This window comes from Pseudoalteromonas sp. UG3-2 (assembly GCF_037120705.1).
Taxonomy (GTDB): domain Bacteria; phylum Pseudomonadota; class Gammaproteobacteria; order Enterobacterales; family Alteromonadaceae; genus Pseudoalteromonas.
Genome location: NZ_JAWLJU010000002.1, coordinates 2993945 through 3011680, shown reverse-complemented (window position 1 = coordinate 3011680; position 17736 = coordinate 2993945). Strand labels below are relative to the sequence as shown.

18 protein-coding genes are annotated in these 17736 nt (G+C 47.0%); 9 read left to right on the top strand and 9 right to left on the bottom strand.

The genetic code is table 11. From position 1 onward, the window contains the following. Positions 1-53: 53 nt before the first annotated feature. The 3 genes from zipA to R3P39_RS16570 all read right to left on the bottom strand — a co-directional run bounded on the left by zipA (position 54) and on the right by R3P39_RS16570 (position 4967). Positions 54-761: a cell division protein ZipA gene (gene zipA, locus R3P39_RS16580; RefSeq protein ID WP_336568864.1), complete on the bottom strand. Its 708-nt coding sequence runs from the start codon at positions 759-761 to the stop codon at positions 54-56. Between the two features lie 17 nt (positions 762-778). Then, positions 779-4168, bottom strand: a complete 3390-nt coding sequence (locus tag R3P39_RS16575) for a chromosome segregation SMC family protein (protein WP_336568863.1) — start codon at positions 4166-4168, stop codon at positions 779-781. A 64-nt stretch (positions 4169-4232) separates the two neighbouring features. Continuing rightward, positions 4233-4967: a TrmH family RNA methyltransferase gene (locus R3P39_RS16570; protein WP_336568862.1), complete on the bottom strand. Its 735-nt coding sequence runs from the start codon at positions 4965-4967 to the stop codon at positions 4233-4235. A gap of 139 nt (positions 4968-5106) precedes the next feature. Between R3P39_RS16570 and R3P39_RS16565 the strand changes: the two genes are divergently transcribed. Continuing rightward, entirely contained in the window at positions 5107-5403 is a 297-nt protein-coding gene (locus tag R3P39_RS16565) for a hypothetical protein (RefSeq protein WP_336568861.1), read from the top strand. A 56-nt stretch (positions 5404-5459) separates the two neighbouring features. On the opposite strand, the gene gpsA is transcribed toward R3P39_RS16565, so the two are convergent. The 4 genes from gpsA to R3P39_RS16545 form a co-directional block, all read right to left on the bottom strand. Next, positions 5460-6467 (bottom strand): NAD(P)H-dependent glycerol-3-phosphate dehydrogenase, encoded by a 1008-nt coding sequence (gene gpsA, locus R3P39_RS16560; protein WP_336568860.1) that lies wholly within the window; start codon positions 6465-6467, stop codon positions 5460-5462. A 4-nt stretch (positions 6468-6471) separates the two neighbouring features. Continuing rightward, the gene (gene secB / locus R3P39_RS16555) at positions 6472-6957 is read right to left on the bottom strand and encodes a protein-export chaperone SecB (RefSeq protein WP_336568859.1); all 486 of its coding nucleotides are present in this window, start codon (positions 6955-6957) and stop codon (positions 6472-6474) included. A 78-nt stretch (positions 6958-7035) separates the two neighbouring features. Further along, entirely contained in the window at positions 7036-7293 is a 258-nt protein-coding gene (grxC, locus tag R3P39_RS16550; protein WP_336568857.1) for a glutaredoxin 3, read from the bottom strand. 11 nt (positions 7294-7304) lie between these two features. Continuing rightward, on the bottom strand, positions 7305-7736 hold the full coding sequence (locus R3P39_RS16545) for a rhodanese-like domain-containing protein (RefSeq protein ID WP_336568856.1): 432 nt from the start codon (positions 7734-7736) through the stop codon (positions 7305-7307). Positions 7737-8012: 276 nt separating this feature from the next. Between R3P39_RS16545 and gpmM the strand changes: the two genes are divergently transcribed. From gpmM to R3P39_RS16525, 4 genes are all read left to right on the top strand, one after another. Then, complete coding sequence (gene gpmM, locus R3P39_RS16540; protein ID WP_336568855.1) at positions 8013-9554, top strand: 2,3-bisphosphoglycerate-independent phosphoglycerate mutase; 1542 nt, start codon at positions 8013-8015, stop codon at positions 9552-9554. Between the two features lie 10 nt (positions 9555-9564). After that, the gene (locus R3P39_RS16535; protein ID WP_336568854.1) at positions 9565-10695 is read left to right on the top strand and encodes a murein hydrolase activator EnvC family protein; all 1131 of its coding nucleotides are present in this window, start codon (positions 9565-9567) and stop codon (positions 10693-10695) included. 36 nt (positions 10696-10731) lie between these two features. Beyond that, positions 10732-11943, top strand: coding sequence for a S41 family peptidase (locus tag R3P39_RS16530; RefSeq protein WP_336568853.1), 1212 nt, complete (start codon positions 10732-10734; stop codon positions 11941-11943). Positions 11944-12018: 75 nt separating this feature from the next. After that, a complete protein-coding gene (locus R3P39_RS16525; protein WP_336569342.1) occupies positions 12019-12765 on the top strand; it encodes a divergent polysaccharide deacetylase family protein in 747 nt (248 codons plus the stop codon). Between the two features lie 21 nt (positions 12766-12786). On the opposite strand, the gene R3P39_RS16520 is transcribed toward R3P39_RS16525, so the two are convergent. Continuing rightward, positions 12787-13440 carry a DUF2987 domain-containing protein gene (locus tag R3P39_RS16520; protein WP_336568851.1) on the bottom strand — a complete coding sequence of 218 codons (654 nt, stop codon included), beginning with the start codon at positions 13438-13440 and terminating at the stop codon, positions 12787-12789. Positions 13441-13585: 145 nt separating this feature from the next. Here R3P39_RS16520 and R3P39_RS16515 point away from each other — a divergent pair, with 145 nt between their 5' ends. Further along, positions 13586-14005, top strand: a complete 420-nt coding sequence (locus tag R3P39_RS16515; RefSeq protein WP_336568850.1) for a CBS domain-containing protein — start codon at positions 13586-13588, stop codon at positions 14003-14005. Positions 14006-14047: 42 nt separating this feature from the next. Here the strand turns inward: R3P39_RS16515 and pepB are convergent, their stop codons facing one another. Further along, the gene (gene pepB, locus R3P39_RS16510; protein ID WP_336568849.1) at positions 14048-15343 is read right to left on the bottom strand and encodes an aminopeptidase PepB; all 1296 of its coding nucleotides are present in this window, start codon (positions 15341-15343) and stop codon (positions 14048-14050) included. A 76-nt stretch (positions 15344-15419) separates the two neighbouring features. On the opposite strand from pepB, the gene sfsA reads away from it, so the two are divergent. From sfsA to gluQRS, 3 genes are all read left to right on the top strand, one after another. Further along, positions 15420-16139, top strand: coding sequence for a DNA/RNA nuclease SfsA (sfsA, locus tag R3P39_RS16505; RefSeq protein ID WP_336568848.1), 720 nt, complete (start codon positions 15420-15422; stop codon positions 16137-16139). A 173-nt stretch (positions 16140-16312) separates the two neighbouring features. Beyond that, positions 16313-16756, top strand: coding sequence for an RNA polymerase-binding protein DksA (gene dksA, locus R3P39_RS16500; RefSeq protein WP_336568847.1), 444 nt, complete (start codon positions 16313-16315; stop codon positions 16754-16756). A gap of 12 nt (positions 16757-16768) precedes the next feature. Continuing rightward, the gene (gluQRS, locus tag R3P39_RS16495; protein ID WP_336568846.1) at positions 16769-17716 is read left to right on the top strand and encodes a tRNA glutamyl-Q(34) synthetase GluQRS; all 948 of its coding nucleotides are present in this window, start codon (positions 16769-16771) and stop codon (positions 17714-17716) included. Positions 17717-17736: the final 20 nt, after the last annotated feature.

The window sequence follows — 17736 nt, the reverse complement described above, 5'->3', positions numbered from 1 at the left end:
ACGTAAAAAGCCACCAGCATGATCTGGTGGCTTAGTAGCAAATTAATCGATTGTTATGCGGCAAACTCGCGCACTTTCTCAACGTACCCTCTTACGGCTTCTACAGTAAGTGGTTCACGGTCTTTATCAAGTACAGTGGCACCAAATTCTTCAGCGAGCTTTTTCGCAGCACTATGAAGCATATTGAATGCGGCCAAGTTATCGCCTTCACAGGGTAACGTCATAAACAAGCTGATCCCTGCAGTACTAAACTGTTCCATATGATCAATATCAAAGGTGCCTGGGTTATACATATTCACTAACCTAAACAGCACAGGGCCATTTCCCGAGGGCTCTAAATGGCGATTGAAAAAACCTTCGTCTGAATACTTAAAACCCAAACTTAACACCGCAGGCAACAGGCGAGATCCTGCCATAGTCAGACCCTCAGGCATTTGCACGTGCAGAATAATAAAGTCTTGTGGCTCGCTGACCTGACTATCGCTCCCCTCTTCACTAACAGCCTCAGACGTGTCTGTCTCGGGCTCATGGTCGACAGTTGGCGCTTCAGTCACCGGCTCGTCATCTACCGCAGTAAACGCCATTTCTCCAATCTCAGGTTCGTTTGGCTCTTTAATATGATCGCTTGTTGTGTCATCAGCTCGCTTCGGTTGCGACCCTTCTGCGTCTTTCTTTCTCACCGACCAAAGTCCATGGATCAAAAGCCCACCTATGACCAACGCACTGATCACGATTAATGCCCATCTTAACTCTGTGGCCATTGCTCACCTTTTTGTTGTTATGCCTGTGCCATTTGCACTGCTTGTTCTATATCTACGGCAACCATGCGAGACACCCCTGGTTCCGCCATAGTTACCCCCGTCAGTCTGCCCGCCATTTCCATCGCGACTTTATTGTGACTGATATAAATAAATTGCACCGTTTGTGACATTTCTTCTACTAAGCGACAAAATCGCCCAACATTGGCATCATCAAGTGGTGCATCTACCTCATCCAGCATACAAAACGGCGCTGGATTTAGTCTGAATATTGAAAATACCAATGATAATGCGGTCAGCGCTTTTTCTCCACCACTTAGCAGATGAATTGTTGAGTTTTTCTTACCAGGAGGCCTTGCCATGATAGATACCCCACTATCTAATAGGTCATCACTGGTGAGTTCTAAGTAAGCACTGCCGCCACCGAAGACTTTAGGAAATAGCTCAGCCAAGTCTGAATTCACCTGCTCAAAGGTCGCGCTAAAGCGCGCCTTGGTCTCTCTATCAATTTTTCTTATAACCCCTTCAAGAGACGCTAGCGCATCACTGAGGTCTTGCAATTGCGAATCTAAATACTCTTTGCGCTGCTTTGCTTCAGCAAACTCATCAATTGCCGCTAAGTTTACCGCTCCCAACTTTTCAACATCACTACTGATTTGGTTCAGTTGCGCTTGGTAGCGCCCCAGGTTGGCATCATCGGGCAAATTTTCTAGCTCAGTTTTAAGCTGACGCCCTAACACCTCTAAAGGCTCCAAGGCATTTTGTGCTTTTAACATCAAGCTTTGCTCATCCAGTTTGAGTTGCTGTAACGACTCAGTGAGTTGCTGCACTTCACTTTGCGCCTCTTTTAAACTGGCTTGTTTTTCACTCAAGTGCTGCTTTGCTTGTTGCATCTGCTCAAAGTAATTGTGTTTTTGCTCTTGCGCCTCGAGCTGTTGCATCAGCAACACTTCCACTTGCTCCTGCGCCGCTTCAAGCGGTTCTTCACAACTGTTGAGACTGGCCTGGGTTTGCTGCAACCGAGACTGTAGCTCTTGCTCACGCTGCTGCAAATGCAGCAATTTGGAGTGGCTAAGCTGCTGCTCACTGTGCACTTGTTGTAACGCCAACTTTTTATCATGCAATTGCTGCTGTGCTTGCTGTGTTGCTAAGTGGCGTGATTGTGATTGCTGCTTGAAGTCGCGTAGCGCTTCTGCACTGGCCGTTTGCGCCGCTTGTGCCTGCTCCATTTGCTCCGTTAACAGCGCTAAGTTGGCATTTTCCTGGCTAATGTTGTCTTGTAACTGCTTTAGCTGTTGCTCAACTTGTGCTTGACTGGCTTGGATCTTAGTCGCCGTGGTTTGCCACGTTTCAACACCTGTTTGCAACATTTCAATTTTGCTCTTTAACCCTGCAATCTGTTGCGCATGCTGGTGCACTTGTTGCTGCGTATCCGATAATGCCTCTGCTGTCACTGCACGAGCTTGCTGCTGAGTGGTAATTTGTGACTGCAACTCGGTTACTTGCGCGGCTAATTTAGGTAATGCCGTCTGACACGCTTGCAGCTCAGCATAGCGTTTTAAAGCACCGCCTTCATCGTTTTTTATTCTAGCACGGAAGTTTTCACCGATAACCAGCCCCGTCGTTGTCACCGCAAAAAGATACTCAGAGCAGGCAACAAATGGTTGTGCTTCCGTTTGCAATTTAACTTTGCTCAGAAAACTGGGAAACACGCCCTGATGAATTTTACTGGCCACAGACTCTGGTGCGATTTCCATATCACAATGCCACACGCCGTTATGGTTTGGCTCTTCAGCTAACGATAAGTGACTAAACCCTAACAGCGCCGCTTCAACTGCATGTTCAAACCCAGCGGCAACACGCAACTGCGATAACATGCTTATACCGCTTTGTTGCTGCGATTGTTCTGCCCATTGCGACAACGCCTTAATCGTGGATTGCTTATCTTGCAGTGCTTGTTGTGCCTGCGCATGCGCTTGCTCTAACGCTGCGAGCGATTCGCTTTGCTGATTTTGTTGTGTTTGCTGTTGTTGAGCTTGGCTTTGTAACGATGCCATGGCTTGAATAATCTGCTGCTGCTGTGCTTGTGCTTGTTGTAATTCAGCGTCAAGCGCTTGTGATTGATGCTCTTGTGCTTGCTCCTCCAGCTCCGTTTGCCGTGCTTGTTGATGAGCTATGGTGTGCTGGTGCTGAGCAATTTGGTGCTCGAGCTGCTGTTGCTGACGCTCAAGTTGCTGCACTTGCTGTTGGCAATCTTGGTGCTGTTGCTCTAACTGGTGTTGTTGCTCGCGGTCTTGTTCACCGCACTGCTCTAACTCTTCCAGCGCCAATTCCGCTACTGCTACCGCTTCGCTTGCATCTTCCACCTGTTTGACCATAGTGCTGGCGCTGTCGTCTTGCTGCTTAAGCTCAGTCGCCACCTCTTCTTGTTGCAGTTGCAGCTCTTGGGCTTGTTGTTCCAGCTGACGGCGCTTTTCAGCGAGGCTGAGCTTTTGCTGCTCTAGTTTTGCTAGCTGCGTTTCAATGTTATGTTGAGATTGTTGGGCGTGCTCATAGCCATCACTAAGGTGTTTAATTTCTTGCTCAAGACCCGCTAACAGCGCGTCATGGCCACTGTTGGCGTCGGCAAAAAAAGCCAGTTTATCTTCCAGTTTGGCTATTTGTTCGGCTTTGTCAGTTTGTTTTTGCACAAACCCCTGCCACTTTAATACCGCAGTCCAACTACGCAGGTCGCGCTCTTGGCTCTTTAAGGTTTTATATTTGCTGGCTTGCTGTGCCTGCAGCTCCAGCTTCTCTAGCTGATTCTGTAGCTCCTGGCGCACATCCAGGAGCCGCTCCATGTTTTCGCGGGTGTTTTTTATTCGAGTCTGGGTTTCTCTACGACGCTCTTTGTACTTCGAGATCCCCGCCGCCTCCTCAAGAAAGATACGCAGCTCTTGCGGCTTACTTTCAATCAGCCGTGAGATCATACCCTGCTCAATAATGGCGTAACTGCGCGGCCCAAGCCCAGTACCTAAGAAAATATCGGTAATATCGCGTTTACGACACTTGCTGCCATTAAGAAAGTATAAAGACTGGCCATCACGGGTCACCAAACGTTTAATCGCGATTTGATTGCGATCGGCAAAGGTGCCGGGCAAGCGCCCCTCGGTATTATCAAACAACAGCTCAACCGATGCTTGTGAGATGGCTTTACGTTTAGTTGAGCCGTTAAAAATAACGTCGGTCATGGCATCGCCACGCAAGTTTTTTGCCGAGCTCTCACCAAGCACCCAGCGCACCGCATCGATGACATTGGACTTGCCACAGCCGTTAGGCCCAACCACACATGTCATTTGGTCTGGAAATGGAATTTTGGTTGGCTCAACAAAAGACTTAAAGCCGGCCAGCTTGATACTGCTCAGTCGCATAGATTTTTATTGTTATTCGCTATTACTGTTCAGAATAAGGTAATTTGCCACCAAGATCTATTGCTTAGCCAAGGTGTCGCTTCATATTATCCAAGATTATGCCTGTCGCCATTGCCACGTTTAATGACTCAGCACCGCCAAATGCGGGGATGGTAATTTTATCACTGATAAGCGGCGCAATGGTGTCACTGATCCCATGAGACTCACTGCCCATTACTAATACCCCATTGGCTGCAAAGTCACATTGATGCACACTCTGCCCGCCTAAAAAAGCACCATACACTTTGCCCGCATAGTCACTCAAAAACTCGGCTAAGTCGACTCGTACCGCAGCAACTCGGACAAAAGAGCCCATGGTGGCACTGATCACCTTAGGGTTAAACTCATCGGCACAGTTATGATTTAACACTACTTGCTTTAGCCCATACCAATCCGCTAAACGAATAATCGTCCCTAAGTTGCCAGGATCGCTCACGCCATCCAAGGCTAAAGTTAACCCGCTGCAGTTGACTGTTTGGGGTTCTGCCATCGGCACTACCGCAATGGCAGCATTATTCGATACCAACGTGCTTACTTTACTTAAAATAGTTTCATCTGCAGTAACACAATTGCTATCATTGAGTTTATCTTGGTACTTGGCGATAAAATCCGCGGTGGCAAAAATATGGTCAGTGGTAACCCCTGCATCCAGTAACTCGACCACATTTTTTTCACCTTGTACTAAATATTGGCCATGCTGTTTGCGGTATTTCTTTTGCCCTAAAGCCCGAAGTAGTTTTTGTTGGTTTTTGGAGATCATGTGCACCTCAAATGTTAGGGTCGATAGTATAGCAATTTGCTCGCTCAATTGGGGCACTTTCAACACAGAAAGTTTGCATTAACCGGCCGTCATTGTGGTATGTTTATAAGTAGTTACTTATCACAATGTTGAGCCCAGTATGTCACCAGAGTGGACGCTAATTTTACTTAATGTCATCTTATTATTTATTGCCTATGTGGTGATTTACCCCAAACTCGAGGATAAAAGCTTCAGCAATATCAGTAAGCAAGATCTAATCGTGACAACGGTATCTTTAGTCGTTGCCGGAAGCCTCTACTACGACCGTGATATTAGTTTTTCATTAGTGCTATTTGATAGCAATTGGATTGTCTTTACCATCGTGGCCTTTAGCGTCATCGAAATTCCCTTTTTACTGTGGTTTAAACAGCGCTATAACATTCGCTTTCGGGAATAAAAAAAGCGAGGTATCTGACCTCGCTTTTTGCTTCAATTAAGCCCAACTGGCAATGCTTACTCAGCACGCTTTTCGCGACCAAGCAACGCCATAGCGGCTTCTTTTACGTCTTTTTGCTCATACAGCACTTGATAGATTTGCTCAGTAATGGGCATTTCAATACCTGTGCGTTTGGCTAGCAAATACACTTCTTTGGTGTTGCGATAACCTTCCACTACTTGACCAATACTGGTCATGGCCTCATCAACCGATTTACCACTGCCAAGTGCCAAGCCAAAGCGACGGTTGCGCGACTGGTTATCGGTGCAAGTTAGGATCAAATCGCCCAATCCGGCCATTCCCATAAAGGTTTCTGAGCGCGCGCCTAAGGCACAACCTAAGCGACACAACTCGGCTAAGCCACGGGTAATGAGCGCGGTGCGAGCATTGGCACCAAAGCCAAAGCCGTCAGACATCCCAGCACCAATTGCGATGACGTTTTTCACCGCCCCCCCTAATTGGATCCCAGTAAAGTCATCGTTGCTGTACACTCGAAATGAGCGACCACAATGCAACAACTCGGCAAGCTCCTCACGGAACTGCTCACACTGCGACGACACTGAGATAGCCGTTGGCAGACCAGCAGCCATTTCTTTGGCAAAGGTGGGACCGCTTAATACGGCCAAAGGAACATCCTCACCCAGTACATCCAATGCCACTTCTTGCAATAGCCTACCGGTATTGGGCTCTAAACCTTTGGTTGCCCACGCCACTTTGGCCTTTGCTAGTAGCATCGGCTTGATTAACTTCAAAGTATCTGCAAAGGCGTGACTCGGAACCACCACTAAGATGCGTTCACTCGATGCAACAGCCGTTTCTAAATCAGCCTCAAGTTCAAGCGAGTTTGGAAACTGGATGTCGGGTAAGTAACGTTGGTTTTTACGCTCAGCTGCAAGCGCCTCAACGTGTTCACTATTGCGTCCCCATAATGTCACTTTATGACCATTTCGGGCGAAACAAATAGCAAGGGCGGTGCCATATGACCCCGCCCCTAAAACTGTTACAGCTGATTTTGCTGTACTCATGTAATTATGCGTCTGCAGATTGCTCAGGCTGTGCTTGAGCTGCACGCTGTTGCATGTACTGAGCAAACAAAGCGTCAAAGTTAACTGGCGCTAGGTTAAGCTGTGGGAAAGTACCACGGTTAACTAGGCTAGCCACTGCTTCACGAGCATATGGGAACAAGATGTTCGGGCAGAATGCACCTAACATGTGTGCCATTTGCATTTCTTCTAGATCCGCAATTGCAAAGATACCCGCTTGTTGGATTTCACAAAGGAATGCTGTTTGTTCACCAACAGTTGCCGTTACGGTTAACGCAAGCACCACCTCAAACACATTGTCATCCAGCTTGGCCGAACGCGTATCCATGTCTAGCTTAACTTCAGGAGTCCATTCTTTTTGGAAAATTGCAGGAGAATTCGGCGTCTCAAACGACACATCTTTGGTGTAGATGCGTTGAATGTTAAATTGCGCTTCTTGTTGTTGTTCTGCTGCTTGGTTTTCTTCTGCCATGATTAGTTCCTAAATTCTGTAATTTTTACTGCCCATGAAGGCAGTAGATGATTCATTAAATGAGCTTTTTGCTCCGGCTTACGCCTTCAATAGTGGGTCTAGTTTGCCCTGTGCTTCAAGTGCCATCATATCGTCGCAGCCACCAATGTGTTGCTCAGCAATAAAAATTTGCGGCACGGTATGACTGCCATTCGCCTTTGCGATCATTTCATCACGAAGCTCAGGTTTTACACCGATATCATGCTCAGTGTATGTTACACCTTTAGCGTCTAACAACGCTTTTGCGCGATGACAAAAAGGGCAGTAATCTTTAGTGTAAAGTACAACTTGACTCATTATTACCTCGGTTATTTTCCGTTAGAGATAGGTAAACCCGCATTTTGCCATGCGCCCATACCACCTGATAATACAAACACCTGCTCAAAACCAGCTTTATGCATGTTATCAGCAACGGCGGAAGCTGTCATACCGGTATTACAAACCAATATAATGGGCTTAGATTTATACTTTTCAAGCCCCGCAAAATCTTTTTGCTTGAGTTTATCACCGCTAAATTGCATGGCTCCAGCAATGTGGCCTTGGTTATGCTCTTTTGCTGGACGCATGTCGATAACCTGACCATCTTGACGATTGACCAATATTGTTAGCTGTTGCGGATTGATTTGTCTGATTTTAGAAAATTTACTTTTAAACCAACTCCCTACTAGCATGGCTGCCAAAACAAGCCAAATAATGCTAAGTACAGGGTGGTTTCCTAAAAACGTAACGTATTGTTCCATTTATTTACCAACCAAAAGTTACTGATAGATAGTGAGTGGCAGCAAGTATACCCTCTTTATGGCAGACAAAACAGAGCTGTTGTTTAACAGCAAAAAAACCTTGGCTATGAGCAGAAATCACTTTTTCGGGGCTGAATAATCATACAGAAAAAGGTATTCTACTGCCTGTAACCAGAATAATTTTATCAACTCTGCAGCACGACACCCCGTGGTGCAACCATCCAGTGGTTGATAAAACATCAACATCGTGCCTAATTCAGGATTTCAGGAGCGCAAATGACAGCTAAGAAAAAGCCATTGGTATTAATGATTTTAGACGGTTGGGGCTATCGTGAAGATAGTGAAAGTAACGCGATTTTAGCGGCTAATACCCCAGTATTAGATGAACTATGGCAAAGCGCTCCCCATACTCTTATTTCCGGTTCAGGCATGGACGTTGGTCTGCCTGACGGCCAAATGGGCAACTCGGAAGTGGGTCACGTCAACCTCGGTGCTGGCCGTATTGTCTATCAAGACTTTACTCGCATCACCAAAGCCATTGCTGATGGCGAGTTTGAGCATAATCCAGTATTAGTAGAAAATATCGACAAAGCCGTAGCGCAAAATAAAGCGGTGCATTTAATGGGGTTACTTAGCCCAGGTGGCGTGCACAGCCATGAGGATCACATTGCTGCAGCTATCGAAATGGCAGCAAAGCGTGGTGCTACCGTTTATTTACACGCCTTTTTAGATGGCCGTGATACCCCACCGCGCAGTGCCGAGGCGTCCCTTGAGCGCATGGATGCATTGATGCAAAAATTAAACTGTGGCCGCGTAGCCTCAGTGGTTGGTCGTTATTATGCTATGGACCGTGACAATCGCTGGGAACGCATCGAGTCTGCATACAACTTGATGGTATCAGGTGAGGCAGAATACCGCTATGAGTCGAGCATGGCAGCACTAAAAGCCGCTTATGAGCGTGATGAAAATGATGAGTTTGTTAAAGCTTCTTTAATCGTGCCTGAAGGCGAGCAACCAGCAACCATTGATGACGGCGACAGCGTGATCTTTATGAACTTTAGAGCCGACCGCGCTCGTCAGATGTCACGCGCTTTTGTCGACGCTGACTTCGACGGCTTTAATAAGCGTAAGGCACCGAAACTCAGTGGTTTTGTGATGATGACCGAGTACGCCGCCGATATTAACGCGCCGGTTGCATTTGCCCCAGAAGCGCTAGTTAACGTACTAGGCGAGTGGCTGGCAAAACACGATAAAACCCAGCTACGTATTTCAGAAACTGAAAAGTACGCCCATGTGACTTTCTTCTTTAGTGGTGGCCGTGAGGAGCTATTTGCAGGGGAAAAGCGCGAGTTAATTCCTTCGCCTCAAGTCGCGACTTATGATCTACAACCAGAAATGAACTCTGAATTACTTACCGATAAACTGGTTGCCGCCATTCACAGCGGCGAACACGATGTCATCATTTGCAACTACCCTAATGGCGATATGGTAGGCCACTCTGGGGTATTTGAAGCCGCAGTGAAAGCCTGTGAAGCGGTTGATGGTTGCATCGGTCGAGTAATTGAGGCACTGAAAGAAGTCGGTGGTGAAGCGCTTATCACAGCTGACCATGGTAACGCCGAACAAATGGTTAACCCAAACACTGGGCAGGCACACACGGCACATACCAGTGAGCCCGTTCCTTTCATTTATGTGGGACGTGATGCTGAGCCGCAACCTGGCAAGGCCCTCAGTGATGTCGCTCCGACTATGTTGCATTTGCTCGGTATGGAACAGCCGAGCGAAATGACAGGTACCTCTATCATGCGTTTAAAGTAACGGCGCATTTATGCTTATTAGGGCGCTCCTTACCGCAACTTCCATGTTACTGGTAACCACTTTTGTGGTTGCCAGTGAGTCTCGCACCCAGCAAGACTTAAGTGAAGTACAGCAACAGCTGAAAAGCAGTCAACGTGCTTACAATAAGCAAAGAAGCGCAATCAAAGCGGCAGAAAAAAAGCTACAGGCATTTGAATTAGACATAGCCAAAAGTGCCAAAGCCGTCTCCATGACCGAACAAGGTATTGCTACTAACCAAAAAGAGCAACGACGCCTAGAAGCACAAGAGCAGCAATTACAACAAGACCAGGCAAAGTATCAGCAAGTTCTGGCGGCACAATTAAAAAGCGCCTACATGACCGGCGGCCACGATTATGCCAGAATGCTGCTCAACCAAGAGCCCGCTGCTAAGCTTGAGCGCACCATAAGCTACTATGACTACCTCAACAAAGCCCGCATAAAGCAACTTGAAAAACTCCAGGCCATTAGTCAGGAGCTGAAGCAAACTCAAACCGAATTAAGTCGCAACCAAGAGCGCCTTGAAGCGTTAAAGCAACACCAACAAGAACGCCTTGCTGAGCTGCAAGCTGCGAAGCAGTCACGTCAAGCGCAACTGGCCAAACTCAACGACCAGCTGCAGCAAACGCAATCTGAAATTGCTTATTTAAAAGAGAATGAGCAAACCTTATTAGATACTTTAGCGGAGCTGGCGAAAGCGCAGCAGCAAGCTGAGATTCGACTCGATGGCTTAGCGCGGTTAAAAGGCAAGCTCCAGTTACCCATCAAAGGGCAAATAAAACATCGCTTTGGCCAGCGCAAGCACGCCGGCATGAATTGGAAAGGCGTACTGATCAGAGCGCCTGAAGGCAAAGAAGTTAATAGTATCGCCCCTGGCCAAGTAGTCTATGCCGATTGGTTAAATGGCTTTGGCTGGGTCATTGTATTAGACCATGGCCATGGCTTTATGAGCCTATATGGCCACGCCCAAACCTTATTACGCGACGTTGGCGATGAGGTAAGAGGCGGCGAGCCCATCGCGTTGGTAGGACAAAGCGGCGGACAACAAAATTCTGGTCTATACTTTGAAATACGGCATAAGGGAAGCGCTGTCGATCCGATTAAATGGTGCAGATCCAGTTAACTGAATAACCCGTGCTGCACCTAAGAGGAGCAGCACATGAATAAACATCACCGCTTTTACACCTTGGCAGCACGCTATCTTGCCGTGCTGGTGTTTTTGCTATTACTTTGTTTTAGCGCCCTAACGCACGCCCAAACCAATAAACTTTCAGCACAACAAGTGGATGAAATTCTCTATCATATTCACACTTATTATGTCGAAGACGTGCCCCTGAGCCGCTTTAATGTCAACAATGTCGACCACCTCTTTGAACAACTAGACCCTTACTCAAAATACCTTGATGAGCAAGAACTAGAGTCGATTTTCAGTGCCGCTAATGGTCGCTACACCGGCTTGGGTATTGAAGTGGAAGAACGTGAAAACTTTGTGGTTATCTTAGCTACTATCCCTAACTCACCAGCGGCAAACAGTGGCATCAAAGCCGGCGACAAAATTAAATCCATCAACGGGCACAATGTCGAAAACAAAACCATTTCAGATGTATCGGCCTTGTTGCGAGCGGCGCAAAAGCGGCAAATTGTTATGACTGTGGTAAGAGAGCAAACAGAAGTTCAGCTGCACTTACAACGCCGTGAAATTACCTTGGAAAGCGTTGCCAGCACGCTACTGCCTGAGGGAACAGGCTACATTAGTGTTAATAGCTTTAACCACCATACTTTTCACGATGTCGCCAGACACATCAACCAACTTGAAAGCCAGCTAGGTACCACGCTAAATAAGTTAGTGATTGACTTACGCGATAACCCTGGCGGTACGCTAAGCAGCGCCGTTGCCATTTCAGACTTGTTTTTAGACAGCGGCACCATAGTGACCACCAAAGGACGATTCTATGATGCCAACCAAGCGTATGTCGCTCAGCAAGGCGACATTTTAAATGGCGCGCCCATTTTAGTGTTGATCAATCATAATTCGGCTTCCGCCGCAGAAATCTTAGCCGCAGCGTTAAAAGATAATAAGCGCGCTTTAGTCGTTGGCCTGACTTCTTATGGTAAGGGCTCAGTGCAGTCGCTTATCCCAATTGGCAATGGCACCACCGCCCTAAAACTCACCACTGCTCGCTACTTTACCCCTGCCGGCAGCTCCATTGAGGGCAAAGGCGTAGAGCCAGACGTACACTTTAGCAAACAAACGCTTTCCCTTGTCGATAAAAGCGCTATAATAACTGGTGAAGAATCAAACAAAACAACAGGAATTGAACAGCTTGCCTCACATTGGCCAAAGGCCTTGGCGCTAGTTCAATCACAATAAAAACTCACCCCAGGGTGAATAACGATAATAATAATTTGTGTGCTAAAAATAATAACAGGACTACTGCTACTGCTGATTTCATCGGCAGCGACAGCAGCACAACTCGCTATCGTCATTGATGATGTTGGTAATCATCAACGTGACCTTGCATTACTTCGGCTTCCTCAAGAGGTCTCTTTTTCGATCTTGCCGCACACCCCTTTTTCGCAACAGTTTGCCTTTGCTGCCAGTCAACAACAGCGGGAATTATTATTACACGTCCCCATGCAGGCCGAAGACAAGAGTAAAAAGCTGGGTCCAGGTGCGTTAACCACCACCATGGAAAAGTGGCAATTACAAATGACCTTAGGCAATGCTTTGTCCACTTTGCCGCAAGTTAAAGGCGTTAACAACCACATGGGCTCAGAGCTAACAGCACAAATAGAGCCAATGAAGTGGACCATGGAAATTTTAAAAAAACGCGGGCTCTACTTTTTAGATAGCCGCACCACCAGCCAAAGCCAAGCGCAACATGCTGCAAACCTCTATGGCGTGAAGAATATTGCACGACAAGTGTTTCTCGATAATGATGTCTCAGAAGCGGCGCTGGAGATGCAGTGGCAGCACACCCTGCAACTGCTAGCCAAACAGCGCCATGTGGTGGTTATCGCTCACCCCTACCCTGAAACCTTAGCTTTTTTACAGCGCAAACTGGCAGAATTCGAGCGCCAACCAGGGCAGTTGGTGACGCTCTCAAAGTTGGTTGAACAAAAATACATTCGCTTAGCCAAGTTAGCAGAGCAACAGCCCAGTATTGCCAGCAGGGTTAGCTTACAAAACTAGTAACTCTTCTCACTGGCTCGCTTAGTCGATAGGAGCAAAGGCTTCAGGTAAAGCGCTAAACTCGATGGTAGGATTGTGTTTCATCCATTGTGCTTTTAAGGGGATGTGGGTTTTAAACTCATCATTGGTAACAAATTCCACTTTATTGCCGTTGGCATCATGAAAGTGCACTTTAGCCGCTTCGCCGAAGGTAAACTCTAACTCTTCATAGTTAGGTGCAAACCAAGACAAGCCGCCCGCCATTTCATCAACAAACTTATTCATATCTTCTAACAGTACGAATAGCTCGCGGTAGCTCACCTGCTGGCTAGTGATCGGCGCTAAATCCATATTTACGCTTATTGCAACGGCCCCCTTTTCCTGATTTATAACGAGCTTCACATCTTCGGCTTGTTCTTTGGGCAAAATAGGTAACGTAATGCTACCGTCTGTGGCGATTTCTCCTTGAGCAAACATTTGCCCTTCTCGCTCAAGCCAGAGCTTCACGTCAGTGAGTTTGATGCTGGGGTCTTTTACTTCAACTTGGAACTTAGACAGGACATAAGGCGATTGTGCCTGGTTAACGATAATATCAAGCACGTTGTTAATCTCATCGTAGTCCACACTTCGCTGAGCGGCCAAGGCCGCCTGACTCAATAGGCCTGCGGCCAAAATAAAATGGGCAAGTGGTTTCACCGCTTTCTCCTTAGTGATTGTTATTATTTTACCTAGAGTGTGGACTAAATGTTCCACAAAAGGTTCAAAACTTGATCTTGATACCATGCAAAGCGCTGAAATAAAGCTAAAATTACAGCAGTGAAGATAAGTAGAAGGTATAAGTATGAAGCAATCCGTTGCCGATTTAATGACTCCCGATCCCTTTGCCGTGACCGCGAGCAATACCCTGCACGATGCCCATAATTTAATGAAGGAAAAGAATGTTCGTCATATTCCGGTGATAAACGAGGACGGCGTTTTAGTAGGCATGTTGACGCAGAAGATTATGATTGCCAAAGTAATGGGGATCATGGCCACCTATGGCGCCAATGCGCTGGAGCGCAAAGAAAAGCAAACACTGGTGCAAGAAATTATGGCGGTAGACTTTGCCAGTGTGCAGCCACAGCAATCATTGCAAGATGTGGTGCGCTTTTTTGTCGATAACCGTCACGGTTGTATGCCCGTGGTTGATGAAGAGGATAAATTAATGGGGATTCTGACGTCTTCTGATTTTGTCCGCTTAGCTGCAGCGTTACTGTCATAGTAGGGTTATAGGAGTGAGCAAACGCTCACTCCCAGCAAGTGATTAGGCTTTTTCCTGCAGCGTTCTCGCCACTGTTCTCATTCCTAGTGTGGTTGCGCCCGCAGACCACTGACCAGTGCCTGAGTTTTGGAATGCAGCAGCCAAGTCGATGTGTACCCAGCCTTTGCCTTCATTTGGCACAAAGCGCGATAAGAAACCAGCGGCATTGGAAGCACCACCAAAGCCACCACCTTTTTGTGCTCGACTATTTGCGGTATCGGCATACGGTGATGGGCAGTTATTTTGGTGCCACTTTTCTAATGGTAACGGCCATGCGGCTTCAAATTCTTCACTGGCAAATTGCTGTACATCAGACACCAACTCTTTATCTAAGCCAAATAGCGCATTGTATTCTTGACCCACCGCCATTAATGCGGCACCGGTAAGCGTTGCGGCATCAATGATCAACTCGGCACCAGACTCACCTGCCGCCATTAAACCATCTGCTAATACTAAACGGCCTTCAGCATCGGTATTAACAATCTCCACCGTGGTACCGTTTTTATAGGTTAAGATATCACCTAACTTGTAAGCGTGACCAGAAATTAGGTTTTCAGCACAGCAAAGGTAAAGCTTAACGCGACGGTCAAAACCACGCTGAATAGCCAGCGCCAAACCGGCAGTCACAGTAGCAGCGCCACCCATGTCACATTTCATGGTTAGCATCCCTTCACTAGGCTTAATAGAGTAACCACCAGAATCGAAGGTAATACCTTTACCGACTAGGGCTGCGCTAACTGGTGCATCTTCATTTCCACTTGGGTTGTAGTCAAGCTCCAATAATACCGGTGGACGCTCACTACCACGTCCAACCTCGTGAATACCTATCCACTGCTGCTCCAACAAGGCATCACCTTTAATGATCTGGTAGCTCACATGCTCCGGCGCCAGTGATTGAATAAACTCGGCCGCTTTGCCGGCAAGGCTTTCAGGGTAAATGTCTTCGGCTGTGCCGTTGATCATTTGACGCATCCAAGTGGCGGCATTTTTTAATGCTTCCAGTTCCTTTAAATCAGACTGTTCATTGTCTGTGAACACCACGCTGTCTAGTGCTTTGGGTGATACAAAGCCCTGATAAAACGCCCACTGCGACTCCGTACACCATAGCTCGCCGTCGAGCTGCACTTGCTTAACACCTTGCTGAGCAATAGCTCGCGCTGCTTTTTGAATGTTTTTTAAGGTTTCATCTTGTTCTAGATGAATAACAGCACCGTCCTTTTCAAACGACAGTGCCGCGCCAGAAGCAAGGTAAGCCGGCTTTGCTTCTTCGCTGAGTCGTACAATAAATTTATCTGACATTCTCTTTTCACTCTTGTGCTTGTTAGTGCTGTTAAGTGTACACTAGGCACTAAATTCCCCCAACCCAAAGCGACCAATGAAGTTTTCTAGTAAATTGCGCCCAGCAACATTAATTAAGCGCTACAAACGCTTTTTAGTCGACTTACAAGATGACCAAAATAGCGTTTTTACCGTTCATTGTGCCAATACCGGCCGCATGACCAACTGCGCTGACTCAGGTTTTAAAGCCTACTACTCCAGCAGCGACAACCCAAAACGCAAATACCCCCACTCCCTTGAACTCACTCAAGATAAGGCGGGGAACTTTATTTGTGTGAATACTGCGATGGCCAATAAAGTGGTGGTAGAGGCATTACAACAGCAACGCATCGCCGCCCTCAGTGGCTACAGCGAACTGACAACAGAGGTGAAGTACGGTGCTGAAAATAGCCGTATTGACGTATTACTGAGTCAACCAAGTACAACTGCTGAGCCCGAGCACTGCTATATTGAGGTCAAGTCGGTGACCTTACTTGAAAACCAGCAAGGCTATTTTCCTGACGCACAAACCCAGCGAGGCCAAAAGCACCTTCGTGAACTAATACATATTAAACAACAAGGCCATCGTGCAGTGCTGTTATTCGCGGCTTTGCACACCGGGATTAACAGTGTTAAGCCGGCAGCACACATTGACAGCAAATACGCTCAGTTAATCCAAGAGGCGTTAGCCGCTGGTGTCGAAATAATGGCCTATCGCGCCACCATTGATGACACGCAAGTGATCCTTTCGCAGCAAATTCCGTTTTATAGTGGTTGATTTTATTGTCCCCACCCCAATATAGGGGGAGCAGATTTTTACTTCCTTTTGCTCAGTTTGAAAAAATAAGCTGACAATTAGGGTAAAAAAGTGTTTGCTAAGGGGTAAAGATTTTGCTATTTATACCCGCCGGCGGAAGCTGGGGTTATGTATTAAGGATTTAGGAGAATGGTATGCCAGACCAGAAAAAACTAGGGTTATTGGCTCAAGCCGGGTTAGAACCTTATCAAGAAAAGCCAGGCGAAGAATATATGAATGACGCACAACGTGCGCATTTCAAAGCGATTTTAGAAGCATGGCGTTCAGATCTACGTAATGAAGTCGATCGCACTAAGACGCACATGCAAGATGAAGCGGCGAACTTTCCTGATCCTGTGGACCGTGCAGCACAAGAAGAAGAGTTTTCTCTTGAACTGCGTACTCGCGACCGCGAGCGTAAACTAATCAAGAAGATTGAAAAAACGTTACAACTTATCGAAGACGATGACTTTGGTTTTTGCGAGTCATGTGGCATCGAAATTGGCATTCGTCGTCTAGAAGCGCGACCCACTGCTGACCTGTGCGTGGATTGTAAATCTTTAGCCGAGATTAAAGAAAAGCAACAAGGCAGAGGTTAATCTCAGCCAATTATGTCCCCAAGCACAATGCCCTCAGGGAGCTATCGTGGTCGATTTGCTCCCTCGCCCTCCGGGCCGTTACATTTTGGCTCGCTCATTGCGGCCGTTGCCAGCTATTTGGATGCCCGCAGCAATCAAGGCAGCTGGTTAGTTAGGATTGAAGACATTGATACCCCTCGAGTCGTTGCCGGTGCCGACCGCGATATTCTTCATACGTTAGAAGCCTTTGCACTAACTTGGGATGAACAACCCGTTTATCAGTCACAGCGTCACACTCTCTACCAAGACTACTTAGAACACTTGCATGACTCTGGCCTAGTGTATGCCTGTCAGTGCACTAGAAAGCAGATAAAAGCCATGGGCGGGCATTATAATAACCACTGCAGAGCTCTATCCTTACCATGGCAGGACAATGCCCTACGCTTGCAACAGCACTTTCCTGTAACGCAGTTCCAAGATGCCATCTTAGGTGATATCAATGTACCACCTGAATTAGCCAGTGAAGACTATATTATTAAGCGCCGAGATGGCCTATTTGCTTATCAACTGGTGGTCGTCATTGATGACATTGCGCAGCAAATAAGTCATGTGGTGCGCGGTGCCGATTTAGTTGAACCCACAGCAAGGCAAATAAGTTTATTTCGCCAACTTCAGCAACCCGAGCCTTTGTATGCCCATGTGCCTTTGGCCGTTGCCAAACCTGGTTTTAAACTGTCAAAGCAAAACCACGCTCCAGCAATTGACAAGCAACAGCCACTGCCAACCCTTCATGCCGCTATGCGCTATCTTAATATTGCCGTGGGCGAGCTGGCTGATTACCATAATTGCCAGCAGTTGCTAGAACACGCCACAACCCTGTTTTGCCGTAACAGCATCCCTAAAGTGCAAGAAATTCAGCTAAACTCAACTGAAAAGGGTCAATTCAGTTTTCAACCTCTGTATCCTAGTACTTCAATTTAGCCGCGATTGAGTATATGATA

Excerpts from the sequence above, each read along its gene's own strand:
- R3P39_RS16515 (WP_336568850.1), top strand. The coding sequence starts at position 13,586 with ATGAAGCAATCCGTTGCCGATTTAATGACTCCCGATCCCTTTGCCGTG.
- pepB (WP_336568849.1), bottom strand. The coding sequence starts at position 15,343 with ATGTCAGATAAATTTATTGTACGACTCAGCGAAGAAGCAAAGCCGGCT.
- sfsA (WP_336568848.1), top strand. The coding sequence starts at position 15,420 with ATGAAGTTTTCTAGTAAATTGCGCCCAGCAACATTAATTAAGCGCTAC.
- grxC (WP_336568857.1), bottom strand. The coding sequence starts at position 7,293 with ATGAGTCAAGTTGTACTTTACACTAAAGATTACTGCCCTTTTTGTCAT.
- gpsA (WP_336568860.1), bottom strand. The coding sequence starts at position 6,467 with ATGAGTACAGCAAAATCAGCTGTAACAGTTTTAGGGGCGGGGTCATAT.
- R3P39_RS16570 (WP_336568862.1), bottom strand. The coding sequence starts at position 4,967 with ATGATCTCCAAAAACCAACAAAAACTACTTCGGGCTTTAGGGCAAAAG.
- R3P39_RS16535 (WP_336568854.1), top strand. The coding sequence starts at position 9,565 with ATGCTTATTAGGGCGCTCCTTACCGCAACTTCCATGTTACTGGTAACC.
- R3P39_RS16530 (WP_336568853.1), top strand. The coding sequence starts at position 10,732 with ATGAATAAACATCACCGCTTTTACACCTTGGCAGCACGCTATCTTGCC.
- gluQRS (WP_336568846.1), top strand. The coding sequence starts at position 16,769 with ATGTCCCCAAGCACAATGCCCTCAGGGAGCTATCGTGGTCGATTTGCT.
- secB (WP_336568859.1), bottom strand. The coding sequence starts at position 6,957 with ATGGCAGAAGAAAACCAAGCAGCAGAACAACAACAAGAAGCGCAATTT.
- gpmM (WP_336568855.1), top strand. The coding sequence starts at position 8,013 with ATGACAGCTAAGAAAAAGCCATTGGTATTAATGATTTTAGACGGTTGG.
- dksA (WP_336568847.1), top strand. The coding sequence starts at position 16,313 with ATGCCAGACCAGAAAAAACTAGGGTTATTGGCTCAAGCCGGGTTAGAA.
- R3P39_RS16565 (WP_336568861.1), top strand. The coding sequence starts at position 5,107 with ATGTCACCAGAGTGGACGCTAATTTTACTTAATGTCATCTTATTATTT.
- R3P39_RS16575 (WP_336568863.1), bottom strand. The coding sequence starts at position 4,168 with ATGCGACTGAGCAGTATCAAGCTGGCCGGCTTTAAGTCTTTTGTTGAG.
- zipA (WP_336568864.1), bottom strand. The coding sequence starts at position 761 with ATGGCCACAGAGTTAAGATGGGCATTAATCGTGATCAGTGCGTTGGTC.
- R3P39_RS16545 (WP_336568856.1), bottom strand. The coding sequence starts at position 7,736 with ATGGAACAATACGTTACGTTTTTAGGAAACCACCCTGTACTTAGCATT.